Genomic DNA, 23,090 nt, shown 5'->3' on the forward strand with positions numbered 1-23,090 from the left:
ATCCACAATACAAGCTTCGGGTGTTTGAGACACGCTTGAGCGCATCTCAAACACCCGAAGCGAAAATAAGGCTAACCCTTCTTGTGGTAGAAGTAGGCCAGCACAGCAACTAACGTGACTACCACAACACCCGAGAAAGTTACCGCGCGCTGCAAAACAATATTGTCAGGCCAAATTTTTACAGCAGAGAACCCCACCACAAAAGACACCAACAAAGCCACGGGCAAAATTAGGTACATCGACTTTCGGGCATACGGCATAAAATTCACAACCCTTCGAATTTCGCTAGAAAAAACGTCGAGCGAAAACCATTCCCAACCCTGCCCCGAATCCAGCGGCCGCACCGATGACAGTACCACTCGCTCCTACGGTAACACACCCAGGAAGACTGGCAATAGAACCGACTCCGCATCCGATTAACGCACCAGCTCCTGTACCGGCTCCGGCCGCACTGCCAACTGTGCCCAAATCAGTCGTAAAATCGTCCCATCCGTACCCTTCATCCTTGGCCAGACAAAAAGCTTCTTTTTCTTTACCGTTTGGTTGTACAACGGTACATTTTTCAATTTTTTGACCCACCAAGCGAATTTTTTCCTCGGTAAGCTCTGGTCGGTTTTTCCTTTTTTGGATGTATTTTTCCCGATTTTTATCGATCGAGTTTTGCCGAGCTTGCACGGCCGCTTCCGCGGCTGCCATGGCATCTTCGCCAGCTTGCAAAGCAGCATCGCGTGCCTCACCAGCAGCGACGTAAGCTTCCTGTGCGTAGCTACGCGCATCGGAAACGGACCTTCTCGCCCTAGCAGCGTAAACCGCAGTTTCATGTGCGGATTGCTCCGCCGAATCAGCAGCGTTCTTGGCGGCACTAGCCGAATCAGCCGCCCGCTGCGCCGCCTCCTGGGCATCGTCAGCGGATGCCTGCGCCTGGCTGGCGTAGTCGGCAGCCTGATTCGCGGAATCGGCCGCCTGATTCGCATAGTCGTTCGCTTCCGCTGCCGCGCCGCGCGCCTCGGCCGCCGCCTGGGCCGCTTTGTACGCCTGCCGCTGCGCGTCAGCGGCTGCCTGCAGTCCTCGTTCGACGAGCCTGTTCATCTCCGCGTTGTGGACAGCCGCCCTGTGATCACGCTGCTTGGCGATGTACTGCCCATACTTCACGAACGAACGGGTCCAGGCAGGCGTCCCTTGCAAAGCCGCTTCGGCTGCGGCACGTACGTGCGGACCACCGCCGTCCTTGATGCGGGTCGTGTTGACGCGATGATCGGTGGCACGAGCGCTGTACTGTCCCTCGACGAGGAACCGGTGGACATCCGCCTCGGTGCCGTTCAACGCCGCTTCGGCGGCTTCCTTGACCGCGGGCCCGGTGGCACCGTCCAGAATCCGGGTCACGCGAACCCGTTCGTCGGTGGCACGCCCCGGATAGTCCTGGTTGACCAGGAATTCGTTGACGTCGGCGGCCGTCCCCTGCAATGCCTGCTCGGCTGCCTGCCGCAGGTCGAGGGACTCGCCCACCTCCGCGATGCGAGCCACCCTGGAGCGGTTGTCCGAGTTCATCGCAGCCTCGCGTCCCGACTCGACCCACTGCCGCACATCGGCCTCGGTGCCGGACAACGCGTGTTGCGCCGCCTGCTTGCTCCAGGGGCCTCCGGTCCGCATGATGTTGACCGCTGCCTGCCTGCCCTTGCTCAGCACCGTCTCGGGTGAGGCGTCCGAAGCACTGGCCGCGTCGAGCAGCTGTTGGGTCTCCGAGGTGATTAGGGACTGTTCGCGGACGTCCCAAGCCGCCTCGGCACTGGATTCCTTGGCTGCCTGGTTGGCCTGCTCGGCCGCATCGATCATGCGCTGTCTCTGCTGTGCGAGCCGCTCGGCATCGGCCTCCCGCGCCAGTTTCACGACCTCGCGGGCCTGTTCAGCGGCGGCTGTGGAAGCGTTCGCCGCCTCGATCGCGGCGTTGGCATGCCGGGTGGCCTCGGCGGCCGCGTCATCGGCTTCCCCAGCGTGTTCGGCCGCGTCATCCGCCGCGTTGGCGGCGTTGTTGGCGTGCTGCGCTGCCGAGTCCGCGGCGGCCGCGGCCTCCGCGGCGGCGTCTCCCGAACGATTGGCCAGCGAGGTGGCCGCATTGGCCGCCTGCCTCGCACGCTGCGCCTGCGCCTGTGCCTCCGCACCCGCTTGCTCAGCCGCCGCGGCGGCCTGTTCGGCTACGCCTACCTGCTGGGCCGCTTCGCTCGCGGCGGCGCCTGCCGCTGCCGCGTTGTCGGAAGCGCTTGCCGCTGCCTGCGCCGCACCAGCGGCCTGATCAGCTGCGTTCCCGGCACTACGAGCGGCATCGGCGGCACGCCCCGCTCCTGCCGCGGCATCCCGCGCCGACGCTGCGGCCTCACGAGCCGCCTGTGCCTGGCTGGCGTCCCGCGCGGCAGCGGAGGCCGCCGAGTAAGCACGCGAAGCCGCCTGACCGGCAAGACTCGCCGCCGATGCTGCCCGCGAAGCGGCGTTCGCGGCCACCCGAGCGGCACGATCGGCCGCCGCGGCGGCCGATATCGCGGTACGAGCCGCATCCGCTGCCTCGTTGGCGAGACCGGCCGCTTCCCTGGCAGCATTGCTCGCCCGTACGGTGTCTCCCTTGGCAGCCTCGGTTTCCACCTTGGCCCGTTGCGCGGCCAGTTTGGCCTTCTCAGCCGCTTTTACTGCCCGTTCGCTGGCTTGTTCGGCGGCAGCGGTCCGTTTGCGAGCTTCCTCGCCCGCCTGCTCCGCACGCTCGACCAGCTCGGTGACCGTGGCCGCTTCCTCGTCACGCGCTTGCGCGACTTCCCACTCGTAGTTGAGGAACCGCTGCAGCGCGGCGTTCGTGTCGGCATCCAACGCACGCTCGGCGGCTTCCTTCACATGCGGTCCGCCCGCGTCTTTGGCCTGTACCACCCGCAGCCGCAGATCGATGTGGTAAGGCTCCTTCCAACCCGCCTCCAGGAACTCCTCCAGAGCGGTATTGGTATCGGTGTCCAGCGCCGTTTCGGCTGCGCTGGACACGCTGGGACCACCGGCTGCCTTGGTCCGCACCACCCACAACCGGAGATCAGTGTGGTAGGGCTGCTTCCAACCGGTGTCCAGGAATTCCCGCAACGCCGCGTCGGTGTCGGCTTCGAGTGCCTGGGTGGCGGCCTGCTTCGTGGCAGGACCGCCCTTGTCCATCATCCGTAAAGCACGAATACGCAGATCCTGGTGCGCGGCGGGCGCCTTTCCACCGTTGAGGAAATCCAGCATCGCGTCGTCGCCGCCCGCCAGTGCCTCGGCAGCGGCATCACGCGTAGCCAGACCGCCGTCCTGCCACAGCTGCACCACTTGCGCGCGCTCGCTCGGCGAGATGGTGCTCGCTTCCGCCGACGCGACCGGTGCGCTGCCCATTATGGCGGTGACCGTCGTAACCGCGATACCGGCGGCCAACCCCGCTCGGTATCGGGTGCCGCGCTTGGCGGCACGTCTGTTCCTGTCGTGTCCTAGCACGTGGGTTCTCCCTGATTATCGCGAAACACGCGACAGCAGACATTCGCACGTCAAGATCACACGAGCAATACTTCGGAACGAAAAATAATTTTATCACGATCGAATAAAACCACTGACAGACACGCGCAATCCGATGTGGCGTTTCGCATAAAAATTTGACACCGACCGATTTTCCGCCAAATCCGGGCACCAATGCCCCGAAAGATCTAAATGATTACGCCACAAGCAGCATTACCCGTGGCTAATCTGCTTGCGAAGAAACCCGTTCGACGGATAGCAACTAACACCGGATGCACTGAGCTAGGAGACACGAGAAACGATGCGAAAAGAGAACACCTTCGAGACACGGTTTCGCGCGGCGCAGCTCGAAGCGGGGTACTGGAGAACCGGAAGCACCGACGAGGAGCTGGGCAACTGGGAGGATCTGGTCGCACAGTGCGAGGAGGGCTACGACTGGAACACCGACGAGTACGACTTCGACCTGCAGCCCAGGGACTCGCTCGAACTCGCGCTGAACGATCCGGTGCTCAACGAGCACGAGGAGATCGAAGCTCTCCGCGCGCGGGTGTACGAGATCGATGCCGGACTCCGAGCGATTCCGCACGACCAGTCGGTGAGGGATCCGGCGAAACACCCGTGGTGGGAGTGCTACGTGCCGAGGTACGGCACCCGCGAGTTCGTGAAGGATGTCTACCGTCGATACGGCATCAGTATCAGCACTGTGGACTGACTACCCCGAGTCGAGCTACAGCGTGCCCGCGAAAAGTTCTGCGCGGCTCATTACCCCGGAGGGGCTCACGACTCGTGACCGCGCCTCACAACTCGGGCAGCGGGTCCTGCGGGACCTGGTCGGGCGAGCCGAGTTCGGCGTCGGCGGCGTTGACCACCGGCACGTACTCGTCGTCCACTTCGTAGTGCACCCCGTTGAACGTGAACCAGGCCGCCGCGTTGGTGTCCACCGGCCCCAGCCGGACACCGCGCGGGCTCTTGGCGAGCACGCCCTTCGGCTTGCTCCGGTTGAAGATGCCGGTCGACAGCACCGTGATCGACTGCTGACTGACCACCACGACGACGCCGGGCGAGATGCTGCCCAGGATCTCGGCGGGAAAGACGTAACGGATCCGCTCACCGGTCTCCAGAAACCGCTGAATACGCTCCCGGCACTTCGACGAGATCGGCATACCCGGCATATTAACCGGGCTCATTACCCAGTGTCGACGAGCGACATGCCCTACGTGACCGATTCCGGCGGCCACCCTCGGCATTGACCATCGAGCCGCCGCGCCCCGGAGACGAGCCGCGCTCAGCACAGCCTTCAGTACGGCCCTTCCACAAGGTGATCGTCTCGCGCCGCTCGACGCAGCGCCGACTCGACGACGGCGCGCAGCCGAGGGCTGTGCGCGCCGGGCCAGTAGATCCCGCCGCAGGCCACACACCTGGCGAACTCGTCGTAGCACCTGCGGGTACCGGGCTCCAGCCTGGCCGCTACCTCGGCTTTCGGCACTTCCACCAGCTGCCCGTTGCAGGAGACGCATCTGGTCCAGGGCCGCGGCGTCGGTTCGAACCGCGCGAGCACCTCGGTCTGCTGCCGGGCCGGATCGGAAGCGTAGACGTAGGCGCCCTCCGGCAGCGCACGGCGGCGCAGCAGACCACGGTCCCTGGTCAACAACACCCTCCGCTGCCGCGCGGCCCGCTCCAGCAGCTCCTCGTCGGTGGCGTCGTTGCGATAGGCGGTGTCGATCCCCAGCAACCGCATCCGGCGCGCCAGCTTGCCGAGATGCACATCCAGCACGAAGCGATTTCTGATTCGCTCCGGGTAGCGCACGGGTGCGACATCCACGACACCACCGTCGGACGGCCGGTCCCCCGCTTCAGCGGGCACCCCGTCCAGCAGCAGCTCACCGACCTCGGTGAGTGGCACCCCCGCGGACTGGACCAGATGCCCCAGTGTGGCGGTGCCGTCGTGCGGAACCCGGACCGGTGCGCCTCGGTTACGCGGTCCGACGAAGCGCAGCAGTTCCCGCGCGGGGCGGACGAGCGCCGCGTGTCGCTCCGTTCGACCGCGCGAGGGATTCGCCGCCGATGTGCCGGTCATGGCTCACCGCTTCGATCGATTCCGAACACGGGTCGGAGGCGGGCTCACGCCGCGGCGGAGCCCGCCCCCGCGACCGCACCGCCGTTCGCGCAGTGGGTCCAACGCCGCGCTCAACGACTCATCGCGGCCTCGTGGCTGCCCGTTCTCGGTTCCGGGGGCCTCGGGGCACGCCGCTGGGCGGCGAACGGTTCACGCTCCGCGCCGGACTCGAACACCGGCCTGCTGCCGTAGGTGAAGCGGCTCGCCAGGCCGAGCACCTCCAACGGCCGGTCCACCGCCCGGACACCGGTGACCAGGGACAGGCGTTTTCCGGTGATATGCGCTCGCAGGTCCAGCTGCGCCAGCACCTTGATCGCCTCGACCCCGAGGAAGGTCACACCGGTCAGATCCAGCACCACCACCGGTGCCGAGGACTCCAACCGATGCTGGACCAGTTCCGCGAAGCGGGGGACCGTCACCATGTCCAGCTCGCCGGACACGTTGACGACCATCACACCGCGTCGCGGTCGCTCCGTGCTCATCCGGAAGGCGACGTTCTCGTTGCTCTCCTCGACAGCACGCACGTATTCCGCGACGGAGTCGGTGCCCCGAACCGATGATTCAGTCATATGATCCACCTTTTGGTTTCCCAAGGTGGCGCAGAGCCGACGTCTCGCTCTTGATCCGAAAATTGCGCCACGACGCATCGCATTCGGCGAATACGATCGTCAGAGTCCCTTTCGCATGACCCGACGTCACCGCCGACTGTAGCCAGCCCCGACAGGGGACGCCAAGAGAAACAGCTCACAACGAAACAAGAAAAAACCGACGTGTGTACACAGCGTCATACCTGGTCAGGGCGTTGATCACCGTGCAGCCCCCAACTCAGGGCCAACCCCACGAGCCGAACACCGATCGTAATCGGACGGCACCTTCTCTCAGGAATTCCTCAGCCGGAGCTCAGCAAAATTCTCGAATTCCTATCACTTTCCGTTAAAGGCGAAGTTACCCTTTCAGGGGATAAAGACCCTATCGGCAACACGCTGCACATGCTCGCACCGAGAAATTCCCGACAAGGGTTCGTATCCGGCCGAGCCCCACGACGGCAGGACGAGCAGCGACGACCGCACGAGCGGGGTCAACCGGACAAGGGTGCTCAGGACGAGAACGGGGCGGCCGCCCGAAGGCGACCGCCCCGTGAGGTACCGGCTGGATCACTTGAGGGTGATCTTGGCGCCGACCTCCTCGAGCTTGCCCTTGACCTCGTTGGCACGCTCCTTGTCGACCTTCTCGACGACCGGCTTCGGAGCGTTCTCGACCATCTCCTTGGCCTCCTTGAGGCCCAGGCCGGAGACGATCTCGCGGACCGCCTTGATGACCTTGATCTTCTCGTCACCGGCGTCGTCGAGCATGACGTCGAACTCGTCCTGCTCCTCTTCCTCCTCGGCCGGGGCGGCACCCGCGGCCGGGGCGGCGACGGCGGCCGGAGCGGCGGCCGTGACGTCGAAGGTGTCCTCGAACTGCTTGACGAACTCGGAGAGCTCCAGCAGGGTCATTTCCTTGAAGACGTCCAGCAGCTCTTCGTTGCTCATCTTGGCCATGATGATGTTCCTTTCGGATCAGCAGCGCCTGCGCGCGGCGCACGGGTGGTGTTCGCGGGAGAACCGGGCCGACCGCCGAGAACGGCGGTGACGGCTCACTCCTCCTTCTTGCCCTTCAGAGCCTCTGTCATGCGCGCGACCTGCGAAGCGGGCGCGGCGAACAGGGCCGCCGTCTCGTTGAGCTTCGCCTTCATCGCACCGGCCAGCTTGCCCAGCGTGACCTCGCGCGAATCCAGATCGGCGATGCGCTCGACCTCACCGGCCGAGATCGGGCGGCCGTCCATGTAGCCGCCCTTGATCTCCAGGGCCTTGTGGTCCTTGGCGAAGTCGCGCAGCGTCTTCGCCGCGTCCACCGGCTCACCCCTGATGAAGGTGAGCGCGGTCGGACCCTGGATGAGATCGTCGATGCCCTCGACGCCCGCCTCTTGGGTGGCGCGCCGGACCAGCGTGTTCTTCGCGACGCGGTAGGTCGCGTCCTCACCGAGGTTGCGGCGCAGCTGCTTGAGCTGGGCCGTGGTCAGTCCGCGGTACTCGGTCACGACGGTCGCGGTCGCGTTGCTGAAGTTCTCCGAGAGCTCATTGACCGCGTCAACCTTTTCGGGCCTCGCCATGTCGCCTCCTCTCTAGTGCCTCGCGACTGTGTGCCGGTCGCCAAGTGCCCTGAGACGACAAAAACGCCCCGGCGCATTCGGCACGGGGCGTGGAAGATCATCCACCGCGCGACAGTGATCTCGCGCTGCTGGGCCTCGTCCTCCTGCGCGGGTCGCCCGTCTCTACGGGACCTTCGTTCTCCACCGGGGGAACCGGACGGTGCCGGAAACCTCACCGAGGGAAAAGACCAGCGGTCTCTGGTGGAACCTGTTCCAGCGTACGCCACGGATTCCTCGGAACGGCAGCCACCCCCGCCCCGCCTCCCGAGGAAGACTTGCGCCACCGGGCATCATGATTACCGTGGTCGATCACCGTGAGCCCTCCGAGCGCCCCCCGCGACACCCGCCGGAACGAACCGACGGGGCGAACGCCGCGGAGCCGATCGACGCCGAGGTGGTGGACGAGCACCCGTCCGAGCGCGCTCCGGCGCGAGCTGATGCGACTCCCGGCACGACCGAGACTTTCGGGACGACCGAGACTTTCGGGACGAACGGGTCGGACGACGCGGCCGGAACGGGCGGGGAATCGGGCAACGCCGGAACCACCCGCTCCGGCGAGGAGGACGCCCACCGCGAGTACCAGCAGTTCCTGGAGTTCCAACGGTTCCGGGAGATGCGGCGGCGGTACGGTGACACACCGCCGGTGTCCGAGCCCACCGCCGCCGGTGGCAAGCGCCCCTGGTACCGCCGTGCACTGCGGCTGCTGCGGTTCAAGTTCGTGCGACGACTGCTATACCTGCTGGTGCTGCTGCTGGTGCTGATGTACCTGTACAACAGCATGTTCGGCGGTGGTGGTGGACAGGCGTCGAACGGCTCCTCCCCGGGGGGCGAGGAGAGCAGGTCGGCGATGCTGCAGCGCTCCCCGACCGCCGCGGTCCGAGCGGTCTACGACGAACTCGCCAACCGACCGGACACCGTCTGCCTGCTGTTCGACGGTGACGCGAGACGCGCGTTCGCGACCGCGCACGACGCCGCGAACTGCCAAGCCGCGGCGCGGCGGCTCAACGAACGGGTGACCGAGCGGCTCGAATACAAGAACCCGGACATCGACCGGAACGCGGTGCGGGAGTTCGAGTCGGAAACGGGCGGAAGCTGGGCCCGGATCTCCTCCTGCGACCTGGGCGTGACCGGTGGCCCACGACTCGGCGTGTTCCGGCTGCGGCAGGAGTCCTCCGGCGGCTGGCGGATCGACGGTTACGACGTCGCGAACTGCGGGAAGTGAGGCCGCGCGGAAGGAGTCGTGGAAAGGGCGCGGTCGGCCTGCTCGTGGGCGACACCGGGATCTCTTTAGGATAACGACACGTCGCGACTTTCCGGGCGACGCGAAGTGATCCTTCCATCAACAGCCCGGTGTTCCCATCAGCAGCGCAGTCCTCCCCCGTCAACAGCGCAGCCGCCGCAGGAGTCCCCGCCCGATGAACCGAACCGAGCAAGGCGACGATCCCGACCCCGCGATCCCCGATTCCGGAGGATCCACGGAACCTGGTGGGAACGGCCCCGGCCACGAAACGCCCACGCGAGCCGGACGCTTACGCGGCTGGTTCGCGCGACGTGATCCCGCCTGGATGATCGGGGCGCTGTCACTGCTGCTGTCGGCCTTGTTCGTGATCGTCAACCTGTCCTACAACGAGTGGCACTTCATCCCGCCGCTGGACGACTCCTACATCCACCTGCAGTACGCGAAGCAGTTCGCCGAGGGCCACTTCCTGCGGTACAACACCGGGGACCCGGTCAGCACGGGGGCGAGCAGCCTGCTTTACATGCTGGTTCTCGGCGGGCTGTACACGCTCGGATTCCAGGGCGCGGCGCTGCTCCCGGCCGCGATGGGGCTCGGCGCGCTGTGCATGGCGCTGACGGCGGTGTGCGTGTACCGGATCGGCCACGCGCTGGTCGACCGACGGGTCGGCGTCTGGGCTGGTCTGCTCGTGGCCACGAACGGGGTGCTGCTGTGGGGCTCGGTCAGCGGGATGGAGATCGGGCTCGTGGCGCTGCTGGTCTCGGGAACGGTGCTCTCCTACACCGTCGAGGCCCCGCGAGGCCGGTTCGTGTGGACACCGATCATCGCCTCGCTGGCGGCGCTGAGCCGCCCGGAGGCGTTCCTGTTCGTGCTGGTGCTCAGCGTGGCGATGGCGTGGACGACGCTGCGCGGGGCGCGTGCTTCCGGCTCATCGCGGGCGGGGTCGCTCGCCCGCCTCGCCCCGCTGCTGTTACCGCTGGTGGCCTACCTCGGCCAGGTGCTGCTCTACGTGATCACCACCGGGCACACCTCGGCGAACGGGATGCGGGCGAAATCGCTGCTGTACGAGCCGATCTTCTACCCGACAGGCTTCCTGGACGAGGTGCTGAAGCAGTTCCACCTGCTGCTGCGCGTGTTCAACGGGCTCAACAGCTTCGACTTCGTGTTCCCCGGAACGCTGCTGCTGGCCGTGGCGGGCACGATCGCGCTGCTGGTGCGGAAAACGCGGTGGACCCCGTTGGCGTGGGCGCTGGCGATCGGATACCTGCTCGTGCTGCTGGCGATCTCGACGCTGCACGCCGCCACCATTCACCACCTGCGTTACCACCAGCCCTTCCTGCCGATACTGCTGTTGCTGGCCGTGATCGGGCTCCACGGGGTGAGCCGGCTGCTGCGCGACCGGCGCAACCGGCGGATCGTGCTGCACGCGGGCCTGGTCACCGCGCTGCTGTTCACCGTGGCGGAAATGCCGTCCTGGGCGATCCGGTTGGGACAGCAGTCGGCGGGCATCCGGGGCCAGCAGGTCTCGTTCACCGCGTTCCTGGAGCGGGAACTGCCCCCGAACGCCGTGCTCGCGGTCAACGACGTGGGAGCACCCGCCTACCTCGGCAGTCACCGGATCGTCGACCTCGTCGGACTGACCACCAACCGGTTCACCAGCGCCAACAACCACGGCGCGGGAAGCATCTACGAGGTGCTGCGCGACATGCCCGCCGAGCGGCGCCCCGACTACTTCGCGGTGTTCACGGAGTGGAAGGTGCACGACCTCGACCACGGTGGCGTGTTCGCGGCGGAACCGCTGGCCACGTTCCACTCCAAGTCACCGACCTTCTCGTACCGAACGGTCGGGTCGGCCGGGGCGTGCCAGGCGTCGAAGCTCTGTGACGAGGTGGTGATCCACGAGGCCGACTGGAGTTCGCTGGGTTCCGGGGAGCGGCCGGTGGAGAGCGACGCGCCGGGGCGGATCCGCGACCACGTCAACGTGGCCGATCTGCGGAGCGAACAGCGGCACGACTACGACGTGCTGCCCGCGCACCGGGAGTTCCAGCCCTACACCGACCTGCGCACGGTGAACTCGCCGGACGGCGAGGTGGTCGACAGCGGCAGGCACGTGATCGGTGGTGAGGCCCTCACCGCCCGGAACCTGACCCCCGGTGAACCGGTCACGGTCACCGCACGCTACGCCCGCAACGAAGAGTCACCCGATCCGACGAAAATGTCGGTCTTCGCCAACGGCCGGAAGTTGCGGGACCGAACCCTGCTACCGGGTGGCGACGGTTGGCACGAGGCCACGTTCACTGTTCCCGGTGAGCTGGTCACCGACTCGACGCTGCGAGTCGAGTTCCGGCCCCGCGCCGGTTACCTGGGCCCCTACCCGGACTACATGTCCTACGGCTACTGGTTCAGCCAGTGACACGTCGAGCCCGGTGGATTCGGCCGCTGGAATCGGATCCGGCCTGCTCAGGGCCGGTCCGAACGGCGCACGGGTAGAACCGGACCACCCGGGAAACGAATCGGGCCGCCGCGAAAACGAACCGGGCCACCCCTCGGCGAGGGGTGGCCCGGTCGCGGATCACACGCTGAAGTCCCCGCGGCCCGAACGGCCGCGGGAACGGGCGGTCATGCCGCCGCTGTCTCGAGCATGTTGCGGGTCCGGTTCGCGTCCACCGCGATACCCGGGCCCATCGTGGTGGTGAAGCTGACCTTCTTGAGGTAGCGGCCCTTGGAGGTGGCGGGCTTGGAACGCAGCACCTCGTCCAGCGCGGTGGCGTAGTTCTCCAGCAGTGCCTCCGTGGAGAACGAGGCCTTGCCGATGACGAAGTGCAGGTTGGCCTGCTTGTCCACCCGGAAGCTGATCTTGCCGCCCTTGATGTCCTGCACGGCCTTGGCGATGTTCGGCGTCACCGTGCCGGTCTTCGGGTTGGGCATCAGGCCACGCGGGCCCAGCACGCGGGCGATCTTGCCGACCTTGGCCATCTGGTCCGGGGTGGCCACGGCCGCGTCGAAATCGAGCCAGCCGCCCTGGATACGCTCGATCAAGTCGTCGGAGCCGACAGCGTCGGCACCGGCGGACTCGGCCTCAGCGGCCTTGTCGCCGGAGGTGAAGACGACGACGCGGGCCGTCTTGCCGGTACCGTGCGGCAGGTTCACGGTCCCGCGGACCATCTGGTCCGCCTTGCGCGGATCGACGCCGAGCCGCAGGGCCACCTCGACGGTGGGGTCCATCTTGGTCTTGGCGGTCTTCTTCGCCAGCTCGACAGCTTCCTTCGGGGAGTAGATCCGGTTGCGGTCAACCAGTTCGGCTGCCTGCTGGTATGCCTTGCTGCGCTTTGCCATGTCTGTTCCTGTTCAACGGATCAGTTGTGGTCGGGGCCGCGCTGCGAGCCCTCCCACACTTTCGGTGGATCAAGGGGTACGACCCCGGCACGGGGCCGGGCCGCACGGAGCGCCGTCAGTCCTGGATGCGAAGACCCATGGAACGGGCGGTACCGGCGATGATCTTCTCGGCCTCGTCCATCGAGTTGGAGTTGAGGTCGACCCACTTGGTCTGGGCGATCTCGCGAACCTGATCGCGGGAGACCGAACCCACCTTGGTCTTGTGCGGCTCGCCACTGCCCTTCTGCACGTTGGCTGCCTTCATCAGCAGCTTCGCGGCGGGCGGGGTCTTGAGCTTGAAGTCGAACGACCGGTCCTCGTACACGGAGATCTCGACCGGCACCACGTCACCGCGCTGGTTCTCGGTCGCGGCGTTGTAGGCCTTGCAGAACTCCATGATGTTGACGCCGTGCTGACCCAGCGCCGGACCGACCGGCGGCGCGGGGTTGGCCTGACCGGCCGAGATCTGCAGCTTGACGATCGCTGCGAGTCGCTTCTTCTTGGGCGGCATTTCGTTCTTCCTGTCCTCGTTACTGTGGTCCGTGCCGGGCGCGCGACGCACACCGGCACGCGCACGGGCGGTCGGCAACACCGAACCGCCCGCCGAAGAGCCGCGGCGCGCCCCTGCCGGCCACCGCGGCAACCACACTCCCGAAAAACCGGGAGTGGGTCAGATCTTGGATACCTGGTCGAAGGACAACTCGACCGGCGTCTCGCGGCCGAAGATCGACACCAGTACCTTCAGCTTCTGGGACTCGCCGTTGACCTCGCTGATGGTGGCGGGCAGCGTCGCGAACGGCCCGTCCATCACCGTCACCGACTCGCCCTCCTCGAAGTCCACCTCGACCGCGGCGCTCTTGCCCTGCTCCGGCTTGGCGGCGGCCTTCTTGGCGGCGGTCTCCTTGGCCTCGCGCTCGGCCTGCGGAGCGAGGAACTTGAGGACTTCCTCGGTGCTCAACGGCGAAGGCTGCGAGGTCGCCCCGACGAAGCCGGTGACGCCCGGAGTGTTGCGCACGGCCGACCACGAGGCGTCGTTGAGCTCCATCCGGACGAGGACGTAGCTGGGAAGCACCTTGCGCTGCACGAACTTGCGCTGGTTGTTCTTGATCTCGGTGACCTCTTCGGTGGGCACCTCGACCTGGAAGATGTAGTCCTCGACATCCAGCGTCTGCGCGCGGTGTTCGAGATTGTTCTTGACCTTGTTCTCGTAACCGGCGTAGGAGTGCACCACGTACCAGTCGCCCGGCGCGCGCTTGAGCATGGCGCGCAGCTCCTCGACCGGATCCGCTTCGGCTTCCTCGTCATCACTGGTCTCGGAAGCCGATGCACTGTCCCCGGATTCGGCACTGTCCTCGGAGTCGGCGGTGTCCGCGGAAGCGCCCGCCTCGGCATCTCCGCCGGAGTCCACCTCGGGACGCTCCTCGGCCGGGTCCGACGACCCCGTGGCGGAGTCCTCCGCGGTCACGGCGTCCTGCTCATCGGACAGGCCGGTCAACTCCTGGCCGTCGTAGGAGGTCACAGTGGTCTCGCTTCCTCTCGTGCGTTGCGTGCCCGGTGGATGGCATTCGCCACCGCACGAAGTCCGTGCGGGCGTCTAGCTGCCCACGGTCGGCATTCAGTTGCCGAACAACTGGAGCACACCCTGCGCGAAGAGCAGATCCAGACCGGCTATGAACGCGACCATGATGCTGACGAACACCAGCACCACCGCAGTATAAGTCAATAGCTGCCTGCGCGTCGGCCAGATGACCTTGCGGAGCTCCGCGACCACCTCTCGGAAGAAGCGGCCGATCCTGCGGAACAGCGAAACCCGTTCTCCGCGGCCGTCCCTGGCGGGAGTCGGCCTGCCCTTGGGAGCGGTCGCGTCCTTCGAATCACCACCCGTGCCCTTCCGGGCGCTGGAACGCCCGGAGGCCCGGCGGCTACGGCGTGCGGCGGCACTGGAAGGGCGGGACTCCTCGTCCCGGTTACCATCCTGGTCCTGCTCGCGGTCCTCGCTCACGCCTCCTCCTAGATGGCGCTCGTCGGACGCGTGAACTCGTCAGTGGTGGTCACCGAGACTCGCACGGCCGACACCTTCCACTTCCTCCGCTCACCGTCAACATCGACGCAGGGGTGACAGGACTTGAACCCGCAACCTGCGGTTTTGGAGACCGCTGCTCTGCCACTTGAGCTACACCCCTCCGCGATCGGTCGTCCCGACCACATCGGTACACCCTACGTCCCGACCGACACCGCACCGTGAGCGGGTCCGGCACGATCGAACCGTGCGGGCTTCCCGAGTACGAGAGTGTACGACATCACCGAAGTGGATTTCCAACCCCGTCCCCGAATCCGACATCCTCGGTGGGCACGGTTCGTACGACGCGACACGCGTCTGCGACGATGCGGACATGGCCGCACCCGGAACACAGGCAAGCTCGACCACCGAATCCCGCGTCTCGGCCCGAGTCGGCGCGATCGCCGAATCGGCCACCCTCGCAGTGGACGCGAAGGCCAAAGCACTCAAGGCCGAGGGACGCCCGGTCATCGGATTCGGCGCCGGTGAACCGGACTTCCCCACCCCGGAGCCGATCGTGCGCGCGGCGACGGAGGCGTGCTCCGATCCGCGCAACCACCGCTACAGCCCGGCGTCGGGACTACCCGAACTGCGTGAGGCGATCGTCACCAAGACCGCACGCGACTCGAACCACGTGATCCAGCCGAACCAGGTGCTGGTGACCAACGGCGGCAAGCAGGCCGTCTACCAGACGTTCGCCACCCTGCTCGACCCCGGCGACGAGGTGCTGCTCCCCGCGCCGTACTGGACCACCTACCCGGAGGCCATCAGGCTGGCGGGCGGGGTCCCCGTCGAGGTCCCCACGGACGAGTCCACCGGTTACCTCGCGACGCTGGAACAGCTCGAAGCCGCTCGCACCCCGCGCACCAGGATGCTGCTGTTCAACTCGCCCTCCAACCCGACCGGGGCGATCTACCCGCCCGAGCGGGTCGCCGAGATCGGCCGGTGGGCGGTGGAGCACGATCTCTGGGTCGTCACCGACGAGATCTACGAACACCTGGTCTACGGCGACGCCAGGCACGTCTCCATGCCGGTGGAGGTGCCGGAGCTGGCCGACAGGTGCGTGGTGCTCAACGGGGTCGCCAAGACCTACGCGATGACCGGCTGGCGCGTCGGCTGGATGATCGGCCCGACCGACGTGATCAAGGCCGCGACCAACCTGCAGTCCCACCTGACGTCCAATGTGTCCAACGTCTCGCAGCGGGCCGCGCTGCAGGCCGTGAGCGGACCGCTGGACGCGGTGGCCGAGATGCGCGAGGCATTCGATCGGCGCAGGCGCACCATCGTGGAGATGCTCGGCTCGATTCCCGGTGTGAGCTGCCCGGAGCCGAAGGGCGCGTTCTACGTCTACCCGTCCGTCAAGGAACTGCTCGGCAAGGAGATACGCGGGGTCCGGCCGCGAACCAGCACCGAACTCGCCGAACTCGTCCTGGAGCAGGCCGAGGTGGCCGTGGTGCCGGGCGAGGCGTTCGGGACACCCGGCTACTTCCGGATGTCCTACGCACTCGGCGACGAGGATCTCGCCGAGGGTGTCCGCCGGATGGCCACCCTCCTCTCCGAAGCCAAGTGAGGTACCGGGGTAAGCCGCTCGGTTTCCGTAGCTGGTTCAGCGGCGGAACCTCTGGCACGGCTCTCGCTGCGGGGAGGCCCGACATCGGGTAGCGACCTACACAACGTCGGGCCTTCCTCGCGAGAGCCCCACCGGAGAACCCGCGGCGGCGCCGATTGCGTAAGTGGTGGGAGCTCGGCCCGCGGGAGTGGTGGGAGGGTGGCTGATCGTCGGCTCTGTTGGCCCGGCGATTTCGTGGGAAATTGACGGAGCCCGGGCCCGCCCGCTGCTCGGGGGTGTCAATTTCTCGCGAAATCGCCCCCGAAGACCCCCATCGGGAAGCGAACACGAGCGACGCCGCGCGGGTGTCCCCGGTGCGTGAGTCGGATGCATTGCAAGGCCGGGCCGCTCGCCGCGTAGGTCGCTACTCAAGAGCCGGCCTAACGAAGCAAGGCGCCGACTCACGTACCGGCTAACCGACCACCGCGCCAGAGCGGGTCACAGCCTCACCAAGGCGTAGGCGCCGCCGAGCACACCTTGGTCGGCGCACTTGGCGGTTATGTTGATCTTCGCGGTGCCGTCCTCGCCCACGTCGGCGACCTTGCCGGAGAGCTCAACCGTGGCCCCCTGCCCGTCGTCGGGAACCTCGACCGGGCGAGTGAACCGAACACCGTGCTCGATGATCCGCCCGGGATCGCCCAACCAGTCGGTGACCAACTTGGTGGCCAGCGCCATGGTGAGCATGCCGTGCGCGATCACCTCCGGAAGACCTACTTCACGGGCGAACGAGTCGCTGTGGTGAATCGGGTTGAAGTCCCCCGACGCCCCCGCGTACCGCACCAGATCCGTCCTGGTGATCGAAACGCTGGACTCGGGCAGCCGGTCGCCCTTCGCGACCGGCGACAGCGTCGTCGTCACGCCTGATCTCCCTCCTCGGCCGTGCCACGAGCCACCAGCGTGGACGTGGCGGTACACACCGGCTCCCCCTCGGCCGTGCCGATCTCGGCACGCACGGTGAGAAAGTCGTTGCCCGCACGTGCCTTGATGTCGTCCACATGGGCCACGGCCACCAGCACGTCCCCGGCACGGATCGGCCGGTGGTGCCGGAACGCCTGGTGCCCGTGCACGACGCGGCTGTAGTCCAGCCCCAGCTGCTCGTCCTCGACCACGGCTTCCTGCGCCAGCACGGACAGCCGCATCGCGAACGTGGGCGGAGCGATCACGTCCGGGTAACCGGCGGCCTTGGCGGCCTCGGTGTCGCGGTACAGCGGCGAATCGTCCTTGATCGCCTCCGCGAATTCGCGAATCTTCTCCCGCCCGACCTCGTAGGGGTCGCTGGGCGGGTACTCACGTCCGATGAATCCTTCGTCGAGCGGCACAACCCGCAGGTTACCGCAGCACGAAAAGAAACCCGCCCCGGCGGGAGCCGGAGCGGGTTTCCCGAGTCCTCTCGACCCCTGGTCGAGACGCCCGATCACCGAAGCGGTCAGGAGGATTTCCGAGAAGGTCGTCGACCCGGGCACTTCGCAGCCGAGTCCGGCCGAGTGGTTCCGGGGACACCGTTCCGCGAGCGATCCCGGCCCGAACCCCGAAGGGTTCGGCGAGAACTCAGCGGGTCTCCTTGTGCTCGCGGTGAGTATTGCAACGCGGGCAGTGCTTCTTCAGCGACATGCGATCCGGGTCGTTGCGACGGTTCTTCTTGGTGATGTAGTTGCGCTCCTTGCACTCTTCACACGCAAGAGTGATCTTGGGGCGAATATCGGTGGGCGTCTTAGCCACGGGGAGACCTCTCTCTCGTGTCTGGAACCGGACGAGGCTGCCGTCCGGTTCACTCCACGTGTATACCGCCCCGGGCCGGGCGGCATCTCAGCCGCAGGAGTAGCGGTGGCCGGATTCGAACCGGCGACACAACGATTATGAGCCGTTTGCTCTGCCCCTGAGCTACACCGCCTCGCGGACATCCGCTGGTACACAGTACCTTCACAAGACAGCCGCAGCACCCAGTTTAACCGAGTGCCGCGGCCATCCCACAGAGCCCCAATACGGACTCGAACCGTAGACCTTCGCCTTACCATGGCGACGCTCTGCCGACTGAGCTATTGGGGCGTGCCCTCGCGGAGCGATTACTACTCTACACAACATCCGCACCGCCGCCGCACCGGGGGTGGTTTTTGGTATATCCGCAGGTCAACAACGCTCTCGACGCCTCGGGGTGAACTCACCGCACGGCTGGGAAACACCGACCGAACGTTCGGACAGCTCATCCGGAGGAACCCGATCAGTTGACCCGGAGCACCGTCTCGCCCAACTCCGGAGCCCCCTTCGGGTATTCCCGCGTGGTCCGCGCCCACAGCCACGACTCGAACCGCTCCTCGGAGAGCGGACGGGATATGAGGTATCCCTGCGCGGTGTCACACCCCATCCGCACGAGCTGGTCCCTGGCGGCGTCGTCCTCGACCCCTTCCGCGACCACGCTCAGCTCCAGCGAGTGCCCCAGCTCGACGATGGAACGCACCACCGCCATATCGCTGAGATCGGTTCCCATGCCGAGCACGAAACTCTTGTCGATCTTGACCTCGTCGACCGGAAGTTGCCTGAGGTACGCCAGCGAGGAGTAGCCGGTTCCGAAGTCGTCGACCGCCAGCACCACGCCCAGCGCCCGCAGTCTGCGCAGCACCGGCAACGAGCGGTCCGGATCGGCCATCACGCTGGACTCGGTCAGCTCGAAGGTCAACAACCCGGGCGGCACATCGTGCCGGTCGAACGCCTCCCGCACCCGCTCGGGAAACGTCTCGTCGGCGAGGTTGCGCACCGAGAGGTTGACCGCCACCGAAAGCCGCAACCCCCGGTCCAGCCAGTCCCGGATGCGGATCAGCGCGCGTTCCAGCACGAACTCGGTGAGCGCGTCCACCAGCCCGGTGGCCTCCACGACCGGCACGAACTCGTCCGGTGAGAGACGCCCGTACTCCGGGTGCGACCAACGCACCAGCGCCTCGGCGCCGACGATGCGCTTACCGGGCAGCGCGACCTTGGGCTGGTAGTGCACCTCGATCTGACCGCTCTCCAGCGCCTGCCGGAACTGGGTAACCAGCTGGAAGCGCCGCAGGAAGATCTGCCCCATGCTCGGGACGTAACCCCGCACGCCGTCCTCGCCGGTGCGCGCGGCGCGCACCGCCACGTCGGCACGTTGCAGCAGCACGTCCACGTCGCCCTCGGTGTCCTCCTCCGCAGGCACGGAGGAGACGTACCCGGCCACGGCCGTGGCCTCCACCACGAGCTTGTCGAGCGGGTAGGGCTCGGCTATCAGCTCGCGCAGCGCACCCGCGATCTCCGCGGCCTGCGCCTCGGTGTGCCCCCGCAGCAGCACCGCGAAGGAGTTCGCCTCCAGTCGTGCGACCGGCACGTGCGCCCCGAGGTACTCGCGCATCCGCCTGCCCGCCGCGACGATCATCCGGTCGCCCCAGGCATAGCCGAGCGCCTCACTGACCGTGGTGAGCAGTTCGAGATCGACACGCAGCACCACGGCGGTGTTCTCCTGCAGCGCCTCCGCGGACATCTCGCGGAAACCGGTGCGGTTGAGCAGCCCGGTGAGCGGATCGTGATAGGCGTCGTGGCGCAACCGGGCCAACAACCTGCGGTTGTCCATCGCGGTGGCCAGATGACTCGCCAGGGTGTGCAGCAGCCTGATGTCGGCACGCCCGAATCCGCGCCACCGACTCACCCTGTCGTGCACCTCGATGGCGCCCAGCAGCTGGTTCGTACCGCGCAGCGGCACGACCAGAGCCTCGTGCGCCGCCCTGCGGTTCAGCGCCCCGCGGATGTCCTCCGGGGCGTCGACGCTGCGGAAGGAACGAACGTGCGTCCCCGGCAGTTGCAGCATCGAGCACTCGCGCAGCAGCGTTGCCCCGTCGGTGTTCATCTCCTCCGGCTGCGGAGTGCCCGCCACCAGGGTGCTGACCTCTCCCCTGGGGTCCAACGAGAGGCGCAGCACCACACGAGTGGCATTGAGCTGTTCCCTGATCCGTTCGGCCACCGGTTCCCACTCGTCGATCGAGACCTGCTCACCGATGGCACTCACGGCCGGTGCGTCCGAATCGGACGGTACTCGTGCCGCGTGCTGCCCGGAACGCGCGACCCGCAGACTCACGTCGCTGAGTGCCTCCAGGTCGCGCTGTTCGCGCAGCAACCCGGAGTAGGCGCGGTAGAGCGCCAGCACGCCGGCCATGAGCACCGTCACCAGCGCCCAGCCCCAACGGGTGTTGACCGCGAGTTCGTAACCGACGAGTCCGATGGAGGTGTTCAGCAGCCCGACGACGAGGGTACGGCCGCCGAGCAACAGCCCCGCGGACACGCGCATTCCGTTGCCCAGCGCGTACAGCGCGGCCACGGCGCAACCACAACTGATCAGCGAGGAGCTGGCGGCGCCGATCCCGGCGCAGAGCCAGAGCGGCACCACCTCACCGAGCGCACCGCGACACGTGCCCGCGATCAGGAACGGGACGGCGATCTCCCAGCACAGCACCCCGGCGTTGTACGCGACATGACTGGCCGCGCGTTTGCGTACCTGCATCGCCAGTCCCGCGACGAGGTTGGCCGCCAGCACCACTTCGAACGGGGCGGTCAGCAGCCCGAGAATGAGCGGGATCTCGGTGAAGGAGATGGTCCAGCCGACTCGCTTGGCGTCCACGTCGATCGTGAGTTGCTCGGCCAGCAGGAACCCGACCGCGAGCAGCGGACCGATGAACAGCAGATCGGGGTCCCGGGGGAACGGCAGCCACAGCGCCACCAACAGCGAGACGAGCATCCCGCTCAGCAGCACGGAAAGCGAGAATCCCAGGAAGATGCGCCGCCTTCGCGGCGACACTTCGGAGCGAACCGGAGGGCGGGGAACATCGGCGGTCAACCCCGACTCCGAAGAGCGGTGATGCTCGATCATCCACGCTCCTCCCGCCAAGCGACCCGTTTCGTGGTCGCGTTACTCAGCGTCGATCGTGACGCACGACAACCCTGCTTGACCAGTCTTCGATTGGTGCCATCGTGGATGGACCATCGAGCAGATTACTAAACCCCACCACTAAATGTGGCCGATTCATCCTCCGAAGCACACGGAAAGATCAGCGAGGGACACACAGCGCACCGGGAAACAGAACCAGGAAGAGATCACGCACAGCAACCGAAAACCGCTGTGAACCTTGCCGCAGCAACCCATTCGAAGGGGCACGGTACGTGTTGATCTGACACTTTCGGTAATAATCGCTGTTCCCGGCGCTCGACGTTGGTGCTACCCACTGGCCGGTCTTCGGCGAAGAACGGAACGCACCGACCCGTCTCCGCGCGGCTGACTCCGGGCTTGGCCCCGTCAGTGCGGTATCCGGAACTCCTCGAAGAAGTAACGCACCGCTCGGTCCAGTTCGGCCAGTGCGGGTTCCGCTCCGGGCAGGTGACCGGATTCCGGCAGGGGTGCCGAGCGTTTCGGCGCGTTCAACCGCCCCAGGAGGCGTTCGGAATGCACGCCCGGAGTCCAGCGGTCGGCCTCGGGAGAGGCGAGCAGCAACGGTGGCGCGGTGAAGTTCGCGGGCGAAACGGCGGGTGGCAGACGTAGGTAACTCCGGAACAGCCGCAACGGAATCGTGGCGGCACCGCCGAGTTCGTCGGCGGAGTAAGTGGCGGCCAGCCGCGCGTTGCCGGAAACCGCGGTGATGTCGAGCAGCCAGCGCAGCGGAACCCGGTGCGGTGGGGGCGGCATCGGCGCCCGCGCCAGCGCCTCGGACAACCACCCCGCGCCGGGATTGGCGACCAGCCCGTCACGCACTTCCGGGCCGCGCGGATCGGCCAGGCTGGTGACGACCAACGCGGCCACTCGGCCCGGCACCCTGGCGGCGACCTGATAGGCCAACCAGCCGCCCAGTCCCATCCCGAACAGCACCACCGGTCGACGGTCCGCGACGCGCTCGGCCGCGATCAGGTCGATCACGCAGTCCACCCAGTGCCGATAGGTGAGGTGGGAACCGACCTCGGGAGTCAACCCGTGCCCCGGAAGATCCGGTGCCACGTACTCCAGTTCGGCCAGCGAGGGCAACTTGGCGTAGGGCGCCAGCATCCTGCCGTAACCACCGATACCGTGCAGCATCAGGAGTTTGGCCGCGGCGTCGTCCCGCCGGACGACGTCCAGGTGCAGCGGGACGCCGCGCCAGGACCACCAGTGTTCGGTGGGCGAGTCCGTGGTGGTGCTGCGCAGCGCCCCGGGGAAGAATTCCTGGTAGCGCAGCCAGTGTGTGTGCTCCAGATACCCGGGGACGGCTTCGGCGGAACCGATGGGAGGCCTGGCTCGCGAACCCGAGAACACATTACGAACATACGGAGCGAATCACCACATGCGCATCGACCGGGAGCAGGCAATCCGACTGTTCGACCGGGCGCGCGTCGCTCGGCTGGGTACCGTGGGCCGTGACGAGCAGCCACATCTGGTTCCCGTGACATTCGCGCTGACCGACGGCGGCGGACGGATCGCCACGGCCGTGGACCACAAACCCAAGACCACCACTTCGCTGCGCAGACTGCGCAACATCGAACGGAACCCGTTGGTCTCGGTGCTGGCCGATCACTACTCGGAGAACTGGGACGAGCTCTGGTGGGTACGCGTGGACGGCACGGCTTCGATCCACTCGGCCGAAACCGTTCCGGAAGCCGTGCGGGCGCTGGGTGACAAGTACGAGCAGTACCGACGGCGGCCACCAACCGCGAGCCTGATACTGATCGAGGTACGACGGATCACCGGCTGGGCCGCCGCGGCCGACTGACGGCGGATGCCCCGACCGGCGTCGATCTCTCGCGAAATCGCCGCGCCGCTGGGCGAGTCCTACAGTGCGCATGGGGCGGTTCCCCGCGCGGAAGGCGTCAATTTCCCACGAAATCGCCGCCGCAGTGGGCGGTGCGGCCCCCGAACTCCGTCGATTTCCCACGAAATCGCCGCGCCGCTACGACGCGGGGCCGAGCTCCCACCACCCTCGCAGGCCGAACCCCCACCACCCCCGCAAACGGCACCGCCCGGGG

Annotated in this window: 20 protein-coding genes and 3 tRNA genes; 5 read left to right on the forward strand and 18 right to left on the reverse strand. The window is 66.8% G+C overall.

Annotated features, from left to right (window positions below; genetic code table 11):
• Window positions 1-285 precede the first annotated feature (285 nt).
• The gene (locus BM150_RS08630) at window positions 286-3,432 is read right to left on the reverse strand and encodes an ALF repeat-containing protein (protein ID WP_092925892.1); all 3,147 of its coding nucleotides are present in this window, start codon (window positions 3,430-3,432) and stop codon (window positions 286-288) included.
• Between the two features lie 379 nt (window positions 3,433-3,811).
• Here BM150_RS08630 and BM150_RS08635 point away from each other — a divergent pair, with 379 nt between their 5' ends.
• Entirely contained in the window at window positions 3,812-4,222 is a 411-nt protein-coding gene (locus BM150_RS08635) for a hypothetical protein (RefSeq protein ID WP_092925894.1), read from the forward strand.
• A gap of 85 nt (window positions 4,223-4,307) precedes the next feature.
• Here BM150_RS08635 and BM150_RS08640 read toward each other — a convergent pair whose 3' ends face one another.
• From BM150_RS08640 to rplJ, 5 genes are all read right to left on the reverse strand, one after another.
• Window positions 4,308-4,673, reverse strand: a complete 366-nt coding sequence (locus tag BM150_RS08640) for a hypothetical protein (RefSeq protein WP_092925896.1) — start codon at window positions 4,671-4,673, stop codon at window positions 4,308-4,310.
• A gap of 134 nt (window positions 4,674-4,807) precedes the next feature.
• Window positions 4,808-5,587: a Mut7-C RNAse domain-containing protein gene (locus BM150_RS08645; protein WP_092925898.1), complete on the reverse strand. Its 780-nt coding sequence runs from the start codon at window positions 5,585-5,587 to the stop codon at window positions 4,808-4,810.
• 110 nt (window positions 5,588-5,697) lie between these two features.
• Window positions 5,698-6,195, reverse strand: a complete 498-nt coding sequence (locus BM150_RS08650; protein ID WP_092925900.1) for an STAS domain-containing protein — start codon at window positions 6,193-6,195, stop codon at window positions 5,698-5,700.
• A 585-nt stretch (window positions 6,196-6,780) separates the two neighbouring features.
• Window positions 6,781-7,167 (reverse strand): 50S ribosomal protein L7/L12, encoded by a 387-nt coding sequence (rplL, locus tag BM150_RS08655; RefSeq protein ID WP_092626290.1) that lies wholly within the window; start codon window positions 7,165-7,167, stop codon window positions 6,781-6,783.
• A 95-nt stretch (window positions 7,168-7,262) separates the two neighbouring features.
• Window positions 7,263-7,778 (reverse strand): 50S ribosomal protein L10, encoded by a 516-nt coding sequence (gene rplJ / locus BM150_RS08660; protein ID WP_092925902.1) that lies wholly within the window; start codon window positions 7,776-7,778, stop codon window positions 7,263-7,265.
• A gap of 331 nt (window positions 7,779-8,109) precedes the next feature.
• Here rplJ and BM150_RS08665 point away from each other — a divergent pair, with 331 nt between their 5' ends.
• Window positions 8,110-9,039 carry a hypothetical protein gene (locus BM150_RS08665; protein WP_092925904.1) on the forward strand — a complete coding sequence of 310 codons (930 nt, stop codon included), beginning with the start codon at window positions 8,110-8,112 and terminating at the stop codon, window positions 9,037-9,039.
• 193 nt (window positions 9,040-9,232) lie between these two features.
• Entirely contained in the window at window positions 9,233-11,467 is a 2,235-nt protein-coding gene (locus BM150_RS08670; RefSeq protein ID WP_092925906.1) for a hypothetical protein, read from the forward strand.
• Between the two features lie 206 nt (window positions 11,468-11,673).
• On the opposite strand, the gene rplA is transcribed toward BM150_RS08670, so the two are convergent.
• The 5 genes from rplA to BM150_RS08695 form a co-directional block, all read right to left on the reverse strand.
• Window positions 11,674-12,390, reverse strand: a complete 717-nt coding sequence (gene rplA / locus BM150_RS08675; RefSeq protein WP_092925908.1) for a 50S ribosomal protein L1 — start codon at window positions 12,388-12,390, stop codon at window positions 11,674-11,676.
• A gap of 115 nt (window positions 12,391-12,505) precedes the next feature.
• A complete protein-coding gene (gene rplK / locus BM150_RS08680) occupies window positions 12,506-12,940 on the reverse strand; it encodes a 50S ribosomal protein L11 (RefSeq protein ID WP_092925910.1) in 435 nt (144 codons plus the stop codon).
• 159 nt (window positions 12,941-13,099) lie between these two features.
• Window positions 13,100-13,948 carry a transcription termination/antitermination protein NusG gene (nusG, locus tag BM150_RS08685; RefSeq protein ID WP_092925912.1) on the reverse strand — a complete coding sequence of 283 codons (849 nt, stop codon included), beginning with the start codon at window positions 13,946-13,948 and terminating at the stop codon, window positions 13,100-13,102.
• Between the two features lie 96 nt (window positions 13,949-14,044).
• On the reverse strand, window positions 14,045-14,431 hold the full coding sequence (gene secE, locus BM150_RS08690) for a preprotein translocase subunit SecE (RefSeq protein WP_092925914.1): 387 nt from the start codon (window positions 14,429-14,431) through the stop codon (window positions 14,045-14,047).
• 108 nt (window positions 14,432-14,539) lie between these two features.
• A tRNA-Trp gene (locus BM150_RS08695) sits at window positions 14,540-14,612 on the reverse strand.
• 210 nt (window positions 14,613-14,822) lie between these two features.
• Here BM150_RS08695 and BM150_RS08700 point away from each other — a divergent pair.
• Complete coding sequence (locus BM150_RS08700) at window positions 14,823-16,058, forward strand: pyridoxal phosphate-dependent aminotransferase (protein ID WP_092925917.1); 1,236 nt, start codon at window positions 14,823-14,825, stop codon at window positions 16,056-16,058.
• 477 nt (window positions 16,059-16,535) lie between these two features.
• Here BM150_RS08700 and BM150_RS08705 read toward each other — a convergent pair whose 3' ends face one another.
• The 7 genes from BM150_RS08705 to BM150_RS08735 all read right to left on the reverse strand — a co-directional run bounded on the left by BM150_RS08705 (window position 16,536) and on the right by BM150_RS08735 (window position 22,383).
• Window positions 16,536-16,955, reverse strand: coding sequence for a MaoC family dehydratase (locus tag BM150_RS08705; RefSeq protein WP_092925919.1), 420 nt, complete (start codon window positions 16,953-16,955; stop codon window positions 16,536-16,538).
• Entirely contained in the window at window positions 16,952-17,416 is a 465-nt protein-coding gene (locus BM150_RS08710; protein ID WP_092926267.1) for a MaoC family dehydratase N-terminal domain-containing protein, read from the reverse strand. The genes BM150_RS08705 and BM150_RS08710 overlap by 4 nt, the downstream gene beginning before the upstream one ends.
• A 229-nt stretch (window positions 17,417-17,645) precedes the next feature.
• The gene (gene rpmG / locus BM150_RS08715; protein WP_092925921.1) at window positions 17,646-17,816 is read right to left on the reverse strand and encodes a 50S ribosomal protein L33; all 171 of its coding nucleotides are present in this window, start codon (window positions 17,814-17,816) and stop codon (window positions 17,646-17,648) included.
• A gap of 100 nt (window positions 17,817-17,916) precedes the next feature.
• A tRNA-Met gene (locus tag BM150_RS08720) sits at window positions 17,917-17,988 on the reverse strand.
• 82 nt (window positions 17,989-18,070) lie between these two features.
• Window positions 18,071-18,143: transfer RNA gene (locus BM150_RS08725), tRNA-Thr, on the reverse strand.
• 172 nt (window positions 18,144-18,315) lie between these two features.
• On the reverse strand, window positions 18,316-20,973 hold the full coding sequence (locus BM150_RS08730) for a putative bifunctional diguanylate cyclase/phosphodiesterase (protein WP_092925923.1): 2,658 nt from the start codon (window positions 20,971-20,973) through the stop codon (window positions 18,316-18,318).
• A gap of 423 nt (window positions 20,974-21,396) precedes the next feature.
• On the reverse strand, window positions 21,397-22,383 hold the full coding sequence (locus tag BM150_RS08735; RefSeq protein ID WP_175496740.1) for an alpha/beta fold hydrolase: 987 nt from the start codon (window positions 22,381-22,383) through the stop codon (window positions 21,397-21,399).
• Between the two features lie 28 nt (window positions 22,384-22,411).
• Between BM150_RS08735 and BM150_RS08740 the strand changes: the two genes are divergently transcribed.
• A complete protein-coding gene (locus BM150_RS08740) occupies window positions 22,412-22,837 on the forward strand; it encodes a TIGR03668 family PPOX class F420-dependent oxidoreductase (RefSeq protein WP_092925925.1) in 426 nt (141 codons plus the stop codon).
• Window positions 22,838-23,090 lie beyond the last annotated feature (253 nt).

Source organism: Actinopolyspora alba (genome assembly GCF_900112765.1).
Taxonomy (GTDB): Bacteria; Actinomycetota; Actinomycetes; order Mycobacteriales; family Pseudonocardiaceae; genus Actinopolyspora; species Actinopolyspora alba.

Excerpts from the sequence above, each read along its gene's own strand:
- BM150_RS08635 (WP_092925894.1), top strand. The coding sequence starts at position 3,812 with ATGCGAAAAGAGAACACCTTCGAGACACGGTTTCGCGCGGCGCAGCTC.
- BM150_RS08640 (WP_092925896.1), bottom strand. The coding sequence starts at position 4,673 with ATGCCGATCTCGTCGAAGTGCCGGGAGCGTATTCAGCGGTTTCTGGAG.
- BM150_RS08645 (WP_092925898.1), bottom strand. The coding sequence starts at position 5,587 with ATGACCGGCACATCGGCGGCGAATCCCTCGCGCGGTCGAACGGAGCGA.
- BM150_RS08650 (WP_092925900.1), bottom strand. The coding sequence starts at position 6,195 with ATGACTGAATCATCGGTTCGGGGCACCGACTCCGTCGCGGAATACGTG.
- rplL (WP_092626290.1), bottom strand. The coding sequence starts at position 7,167 with ATGGCCAAGATGAGCAACGAAGAGCTGCTGGACGTCTTCAAGGAAATG.
- rplJ (WP_092925902.1), bottom strand. The coding sequence starts at position 7,778 with ATGGCGAGGCCCGAAAAGGTTGACGCGGTCAATGAGCTCTCGGAGAAC.
- BM150_RS08665 (WP_092925904.1), top strand. The coding sequence starts at position 8,110 with ATGATTACCGTGGTCGATCACCGTGAGCCCTCCGAGCGCCCCCCGCGA.
- BM150_RS08670 (WP_092925906.1), top strand. The coding sequence starts at position 9,233 with ATGAACCGAACCGAGCAAGGCGACGATCCCGACCCCGCGATCCCCGAT.
- rplA (WP_092925908.1), bottom strand. The coding sequence starts at position 12,390 with ATGGCAAAGCGCAGCAAGGCATACCAGCAGGCAGCCGAACTGGTTGAC.
- rplK (WP_092925910.1), bottom strand. The coding sequence starts at position 12,940 with ATGCCGCCCAAGAAGAAGCGACTCGCAGCGATCGTCAAGCTGCAGATC.
- BM150_RS08700 (WP_092925917.1), top strand. The coding sequence starts at position 14,823 with ATGGCCGCACCCGGAACACAGGCAAGCTCGACCACCGAATCCCGCGTC.
- BM150_RS08730 (WP_092925923.1), bottom strand. The coding sequence starts at position 20,973 with ATGATCGAGCATCACCGCTCTTCGGAGTCGGGGTTGACCGCCGATGTT.
- BM150_RS08740 (WP_092925925.1), top strand. The coding sequence starts at position 22,412 with ATGCGCATCGACCGGGAGCAGGCAATCCGACTGTTCGACCGGGCGCGC.